Raw genomic sequence first — 7,123 nt, 5'->3', positions numbered from 1 at the left:
TCCATTCCTCGGCCTTGCTCTGGGCGTTGTCCGGGTCGGTGAAGTTGCGGTTGATGTAGAAGTTGCGCAGGTTGAGGCTGACCTTGGCGTCGTCGACGAAGCCTTCGGCCTGGGCGACGAGGGGCAGGGCCAGCGCCATGCTGCCGGCGCCGAGCAGGGTCAGTGAGAGGATTTTGCGTGGTGTCATTCTTGTTGTGCTCCCATTTTTTGAACAAGCCGTCCTCTGCCGATCAGCCAATGATCCACATGCCTCGAGGAACGTATGAACAGCCCCGTGCAGGGCGACGAACCTGCGCGCGCGAACGCGCAGGACTCTGCTTCGGGCCCTAGCCGTCGGCGAATACGTGGGTGTGTGCGAGCGTGATGCCTGGTCGGGGGGGGCTGCCCTTAAGGCGGTGTGGTGCGGGGGAGGTGAAGGCGACAGTCTGCATGGTGCGGTCCTGATTCTTGTTTTTATAATGGCTATGTTGTCGTACAACATGGGCCGGATTATCGACAGCTCTTGATCCGCTTGTCAACGCATCCCGATACGAAAGTTCCCCGGGCGTGCCTCAGAATCCCCGGCCCAGCACTTAAAAGCAAGCCGAGTTGGCGAGAAAATATCGATAATACCGGGAGTTACGCGCTGGCTTTGGTTCGTTTCGATAGCGCAGAAGCGGGGGCATATTGGTGTGGTTGGGCTGGGAGGGATGAAAGCTTATGTCGTGTGATAACGTATGACATGCGTATCGGCGACGGACATGTCATGGCCCGGCGTCAGTCGAGCTCTCACCGTGAAGTACGGATCGATATCCGCTGGTGGACCGAGTGTGTCGTGCCAGGCATGCGGGCCATGCTGATAAGCGATGGTTTACCGCTCGCTCCTGGAAAAACGCTGGCGATGAAAGATCAAGGCGGCGCCCAAGGCAATCGCGTAAACACCCAGTAGCCCGACCTCCAGACCCATGACGTGCATCGACGACCAGGTCAGTACCGCGACCCATCCGCTAACGAGGCAAAGGATACCGCCCCAGCGCCTCAGAATAGGAGATCGAATGAAGTAGTAAGCAGCCAGTACGATGGCGAGGGCGCAGACATGCACAATGATTTCGCTCATTTCATTCCTCACGCTGCACTGATAATCGAGGATCTGATCGAGGTTTGTGGCCCGATTCCCCCTACAGAGTATGGCTTGCCCCCGTAGCCTGGCGTTGAGCGCAGCGATACCCAGGGTGCGGTTTCCCGGGTGTCGCTGCGCTCGACCCGGGCTACGGATAGCGTTCGACTCGAACTCGCTGCATGGCAATGGTGATTGCGTAGCCTATCGAGACGTTCGGCGCGCCCTACACGGGATTCAGCAATAAGCGCGCAGAATGGCCACATTTGCGTGGGAGCCGCGACCTCGCGGCGAATCGTGGCCATAGCGCGATTTCTGCAGCATGGCCGCCCTCGCATCGCGCCGGGGTCGACGCTCCTACTTGTGAACCCTGACTGCGAGCGGGCTCTTGCAGGTCAAGGATCAAGACGGTATCTACGCCCTGTCGACGAGGCCGAGGCGGTCGTCTGCCGGACAGGCGGGGAGCCTCAGGTCTCTAGCCTGGCGCTCCGGCGTGCGGCATCAGCCGCGGTAGTAGCGCTGGGCGACGAAGGGCGTTCTGCTGACCTTCATGGCGACACGTTTGCCGCGCACCAGGGCCCAGACCTCGCTGTCGATCGCTGCGTGGCTGCTCTGCACGTAGCCCATGGCCAGGGGCGCACCCAGGCTGGGGCCGAAGCCGCCGCTGCAGACCGTGCCGATCACCGCGCCGTCGGCGTCGACCAGTTCCGCGCCTTCGCGTACCGGCACACGCTCCTGGGGCAACAGGCCAACGCGCTTGCGCTGCACGCCATCACGCTGCTGGGCGAAGATGCGCTCGGCGCCGGGGAAGCCACCCGGGCGTGCCCCGTCGCTGCGGCGGCTCCTGGAGATGGCCCACAGCAGGCTGGCTTCGACGGGCGTGGTGTCCTGGCTCATGTCGTGGCCGTACAGGCACAGGCCGGCTTCCAGGCGCAGGGAGTCACGGGCACCGAGGCCGATGGCTGCGACCTCGCTCTCGGCCAGCAGGCTGCGCGCCAGGGTTTCCGCCTGGGCCGCCGGCACCGAGATCTCGAAACCGTCCTCACCGGTGTAGCCCGAGCGGCTGACGTAGCAGTCGACGCCCAGCAGGCGCACCGCGGCGAACTGCATGAAGATCATCTTCGCCACTTCCGGAGCCAGGCGGGCCAGCACGTCGACGGCCTTGGGCCCCTGCAGGGCGAGCAGGGCGCGATCGAAACAGGACTCGATCTGGCACTGGTTGGCGATGTGCTGCTGCAGGTGCATCAGGTCCTGCTGCTTGCAGGCCGCATTGACCACCAGGAACAGGGTGTCGTCACCCAGGTTGGCGACCATCAGGTCGTCGAGGATGCCGCCGTTCTCGTCGGTGAACATGGCGTAACGCTGGGTGCCCACCGGCAGGTCGATGATATCCACCGGCACCAGGCTCTCCAGGGCCTTGGCGGCCCCTGCGCCGCGCAGGACGATCTGGCCCATGTGGGAGACGTCGAACAGGCCGGCGGCAGCGCGGGTGTGCAGGTGCTCCTTCATCACCCCCAGGGGATACTGCACCGGCATCTCGTAGCCGGCGAAGGGCACCATGCGTGCGCCAAGCTCGAGGTGCAGGGCGTGTAGAGGGGTGTGCAGCAGTGTTTCGGTGGTCATCGGATTCTCCTTAGGGGGACAGCGGCAAGCCCTAGGCCGGTCGAGTGCGATACGATAATTGGCTTGAAGCTTGTGGCTTGCAGCTAGCATTCGATAATGTTCACGGCCAGGCCGCCGCGAGCGGTTTCCTTGTATTTGCTTTTCATGTCGGCGCCGGTCTGGCGCATGGTGCGGATCACCTTGTCCAGCGAGATGAAATGCTGGCCATCGCCGCGCAGGGCCATGCGCACGGCGTTGATCGCCTTCACCGAGCCCATGGCGTTGCGTTCGATGCAGGGCACCTGCACCAGGCCGCCGACCGGGTCGCAGGTCAGGCCCAGGTTGTGTTCCATACCGATTTCGGCGGCGTTTTCCACCTGTTGCACGCTGCCGCCGAGCACTTCGCACAAGGCGCCCGCGGCCATCGAACAGGCCACCCCGACCTCGCCCTGGCAGCCGACCTCGGCACCGGAGATCGAGGCGTTTTCCTTGTACAGGATGCCGATGGCGGCGGCGGTGAGCAGGAAGCGCACCACACCGTCCTCGCTGGCGCCGGGAATGAAGCGCATGTAGTAATGCAGCACGGCCGGGATGATGCCCGCGGCGCCATTGGTCGGCGCCGTCACCACGCGGCCGCCGCTGGCGTTTTCCTCGTTCACCGCCAGGGCGTAGAGGTTGACCCAGTCCAGGACGCTGAGGGCATCGCGCAGGTTGGCTTCCGGGTTCTTGCACAGCTGCCGGTACAGCGCGGCGGCGCGGCGCCTGACCTTGAGGCCGCCGGGCATGATGCCTTCGTTGCGGCAGCCGGACTCGACGCAATCCTGCATCACCTGCCAGATCTTCAGCAGGCCCTCGCGGGTCTGTGCTTCCGGCCGCCAGGCGGCTTCGTTGACCAGCATGACCTGGCTGATCGACAGGCCCTGCTCGTGACAATGCCGGAGCAGGTCGCGGGCGGTCTTGAACGGGTACGCCAGGGGCGTGCTGTCCTCGACGATACGGTCGGCGCCGGCGGCCTCCTCGTCGACCACGAAACCACCGCCCACCGAGTAATACTCGCGCGAGCGCAACTGCAGGCCGGCCGCGTCGAAGGCGCGGAAGATCATGCCGTTGGGGTGGAAGTCCAGCGGCTTGCGGATCATGGCCAGGTGTTCTTTCTCGACGAAGCGGATCGTCCTTTCGCCGAGCAGGCGCAACTCGCCGCGCTGGCGAATGGCGGCCAGGCGTTCGTCGATACGGGCGGTGTCGACGCTGTCGGGTTGCTCGCCTTCGAGGCCGAGCAGCACCGCCTTGTCGCTGCCGTGCCCCTTGCCCGTGGCACCGAGCGAGCCATACAGCTCGACCTTCACCGTGTCGGTGGCGGCGAGCAGGTCGTCACGACGCAGCCCTTCGACGAAGCGAACCGCGGCGCGCATCGGCCCGACCGTGTGCGAGCTGGAAGGGCCGATACCGATCTTGAACAGGTCGAATACGCTTAATGACATGGCATCCACCAAGAGGGATCGCAATAGCGCTGCAACGCCTGTGGGCTACGGCCACGCCGCCCGCTGGACGGCGTGGCCGTGGTCAGCGCCTCAGGCGTCCTGATAGGCCTCGATGGGCGGGCAGGCGCAGACCAGGTTGCGGTCGCCGAAGACGTTGTCGACGCGGCCCACTGGCGGCCAGTACTTGCCTTCGACCAGCTTGCGTGTCGGGTACACGGCCTGCTCGCGGCTGTACGGGTGCGTCCATTCGCCCACCAGTTCGGCCGCGGTGTGCGGTGCATTCTTCAGCGGGTTGTCGTCACGCTCCAGTTCGCCGCGTTCCACCGCGCGAATCTCCTCGCGAATGGCGATCATGGCGTCGCAGAAGCGATCCAGCTCTTCCTTGGACTCGCTTTCGGTGGGTTCGATCATCAGCGTGCCGGCGACCGGGAAGGACATGGTCGGGGCGTGGAAGCCGAAGTCGATCAGGCGCTTGGCCACGTCGTCGACGCTGATGCCGCTGGTTTCCTTCAGGGGGCGCAGGTCGAGAATGCACTCGTGGGCCACCAGGCCGCCTTCGCCGCTGTAGAGCACCGGGTAGTGTTCTTCCAGGCGCCGGGCGATGTAGTTGGCGTTGAGGATGGCCATCTGCGAGGCGCGGCGCAGGCCGCTGCCGCCCATCATGCGGATGTACATCCAGGTGATGGGCAGGATGCTGGCGCTGCCGAACGGCGCGGCACTCACCGCGCCCTCCTGGCGTTGCAGCCGTGCGTGGCCGGGCAGGAAGGGCGCCAGGTGCGCTTTCACGCCGATCGGGCCGACCCCCGGACCGCCGCCGCCGTGGGGGATGCAGAAGGTCTTGTGCAGGTTCAGGTGGGAGACGTCGCCGCCGAACCTGCCCGGGGCGCAGAGGCCGACCATGGCGTTCATGTTGGCGCCGTCGATGTACACCTGGCCGCCGTTGTCATGGATCAGCGCGCAGATTTCGCCGATGCCTTCCTCGAACACACCGTGGGTGGAGGGGTAGGTGATCATCAGCGCGGCGAGGTGATCGCGATGCTGTTCGGCCTTGGCGCGCAGGTCGGCGATGTCGACGTTGCCACGGGCATCGCAGGCGGTGACCACCACGCGCATGCCGGCCATGTGCGCGGTGGCCGGGTTGGTGCCGTGGGCCGACTGCGGGATCAGGCAGATGTCGCGCTGAGCGTCGCCGCGGCTCTTGTGGTAGGCGCGGATCGCCAGCAGGCCGGCGTACTCGCCCTGGGAGCCGGCGTTGGGCTGCAGCGACACGGCGTCGTAGCCGGTCGCCGCGCAGAGCATGGCTTCCAGCTCGTCGGTCAGTTGCTGGTAGCCGGCGCTCTGCGCGGCGGGTGCGAAGGGGTGCAGGTTGCCGAATTCGGCCCAGGTGATGGGGATCATCTCGCTGGCGGCGTTGAGCTTCATGGTGCAGGAGCCCAGGGGGATCATGCTGCGATCGAGGGCCAGGTCCTTGTCGGCGAGCTTGCGCAGGTAGCGCATCAGCTCGGTTTCCGAATGGTAGCGGTTGAACACCGGGTGGCCGAGGATCGGCGACTGGCGCAACTGCGCGGCGGGCAGGCGGCTGTCGATGCCCGCGGCGATCGCCGTGAAGTCCGGCACGGGGCGGTCAGCGGCGAACAAGGCCCAGAGTTGCTCGATATCGGCCTGGGTGGTGGTCTCGTCGAAGGACAGGCCGAGGCGCTGGGCATCCACTTCACGCAGGTTGATACCGGCCGCCCGGGCCTTGTCGTGGAGGGCCGCGGTGTGCTCCGCGGTGCGCAGGGTCAGGGTGTCGAAGAACGCCTGCTGTTCGATCGCCAGGCCCAGATCGGCGAGGCCCCGGGCGAAGATCGCGGTCAACCGGTGCACGCGGCGGGCGATGCGGGTCAGGCCCTCGGGGCCATGATACACGGCGTACATGCTGGCGATGTTGGCCAGCAGCACCTGGGCGGTGCAGATGTTGCTGGTGGCCTTCTCGCGGCGGATGTGCTGTTCGCGGGTCTGCATGGCCAGGCGCAGGGCCGGATTGCCGTGGCGGTCGATGGACAGCCCGACCAGGCGGCCCGGCATGTCGCGCTTGAAGGCATCGCGGGTGGCGAAGTAGGCGGCGTGGGGGCCGCCGAAACCCAGGGGCACGCCGAAACGCTGGGCGCTGCCCAGGGCCACGTCGGCACCGAACTCGCCGGGGGCCTGCAGCAGGGTCAGCGCCAGCAGGTCGGCGGCCACGGCGACCAGGGCGCCGGCGCCATGGAAACGCTCGACCACCTGGCTGTAGTCGAAGATATCGCCATGGCTCGCCGGGTATTGCAGCAGGGCGCCGAAATAGGCGCTGGCATCGCCGATGCCGCTTTCATCCCCGACCACCACCTCGATCCCCAGTGGCTCGGCGCGGGTGCGCAGCACGTCGAGGGTCTGCGGGTGGCAATGCTGCGAGGCGAAGAAGGCGTTGCTGGTCTTGTTCTTCGACAGGCGTTTGCAGAAGGTCATGGCCTCGGCCGCGGCGGTGCCTTCGTCGAGCAGGGAGGCGTTGGCGATGGGCAGGCCGGTGAGGTCGCTGATCAGGGTCTGGAAGTTCAGCAGCGACTCCAGGCGGCCCTGGGAGATCTCCGGCTGATAGGGGGTGTAGGCGGTGTACCAGGCCGGGTTCTCCAGCAGGTTGCGCAGGATCGGCGCCGGGGTGTGGGTGCCGTAATAACCCTGGCCGATGTAGTTGCGAAACAGCTGATTGCGCCTGGCGATGGCCTTGATCTCGGCCAGGGCCTCGGCCTCGCTCTGTCCGTCGCCGGCTTGCAGCACGCTGGTGCCCTTGATGCTGGCGGGGATCACGCTGGCGGTCAGGGCTTCGAGGTCGGCGTAGCCCAGGGTCTCGAGCATGGCCGCGGTATCGCTGTCGCGCGGGCCGATATGGCGGGCGATGAATTCGTTGCGGGTGGTCAGGTCGGTCATC

At 66.1% G+C, this 7,123-nt stretch carries 5 protein-coding genes; all 5 read right to left on the bottom strand.

Translation table 11 applies throughout. The features are described from left to right. A partial coding sequence (locus DNK34_RS16710) for an OprD family outer membrane porin (RefSeq protein WP_131176068.1) occupies positions 1–187 on the bottom strand: 187 nt, incomplete at its 3' end. A 663-nt stretch (positions 188–850) separates the two neighbouring features. Continuing rightward, positions 851–1,096 (bottom strand): hypothetical protein, encoded by a 246-nt coding sequence (locus tag DNK34_RS16705; protein ID WP_131176067.1) that lies wholly within the window; start codon positions 1,094–1,096, stop codon positions 851–853. Between the two features lie 501 nt (positions 1,097–1,597). Continuing rightward, positions 1,598–2,719: a glycine cleavage system aminomethyltransferase GcvT gene (gene gcvT / locus DNK34_RS16700; RefSeq protein ID WP_131176066.1), complete on the bottom strand. Its 1,122-nt coding sequence runs from the start codon at positions 2,717–2,719 to the stop codon at positions 1,598–1,600. A gap of 83 nt (positions 2,720–2,802) precedes the next feature. After that, positions 2,803–4,179, bottom strand: coding sequence for an L-serine ammonia-lyase (locus tag DNK34_RS16695; protein ID WP_131176065.1), 1,377 nt, complete (start codon positions 4,177–4,179; stop codon positions 2,803–2,805). 90 nt (positions 4,180–4,269) lie between these two features. Beyond that, a complete protein-coding gene (gene gcvP, locus DNK34_RS16690) occupies positions 4,270–7,122 on the bottom strand; it encodes an aminomethyl-transferring glycine dehydrogenase (RefSeq protein WP_131176064.1) in 2,853 nt (950 codons plus the stop codon). Between the last annotated feature and the right edge of the window lies 1 nt (position 7,123).

The organism is Phytopseudomonas dryadis (assembly GCF_004327355.1).
Classification (GTDB): Bacteria; Pseudomonadota; Gammaproteobacteria; order Pseudomonadales; family Pseudomonadaceae; genus Aquipseudomonas; species Aquipseudomonas dryadis.
The sequence above is the reverse complement of the archived record's forward strand: the minus strand, read 5'-3'. Positions and strand labels throughout refer to the sequence as shown.

Bases quoted from the DNA above. Each gene is read 5' to 3' on its own strand.
- DNK34_RS16705 (WP_131176067.1), bottom strand. From the start codon at position 1,096: ATGAGCGAAATCATTGTGCATGTCTGCGCCCTCGCCATCGTACTGGCT.
- gcvT (WP_131176066.1), bottom strand. From the start codon at position 2,719: ATGACCACCGAAACACTGCTGCACACCCCTCTACACGCCCTGCACCTC.
- DNK34_RS16695 (WP_131176065.1), bottom strand. From the start codon at position 4,179: ATGTCATTAAGCGTATTCGACCTGTTCAAGATCGGTATCGGCCCTTCC.
- gcvP (WP_131176064.1), bottom strand. From the start codon at position 7,122: ATGACCGACCTGACCACCCGCAACGAATTCATCGCCCGCCATATCGGC.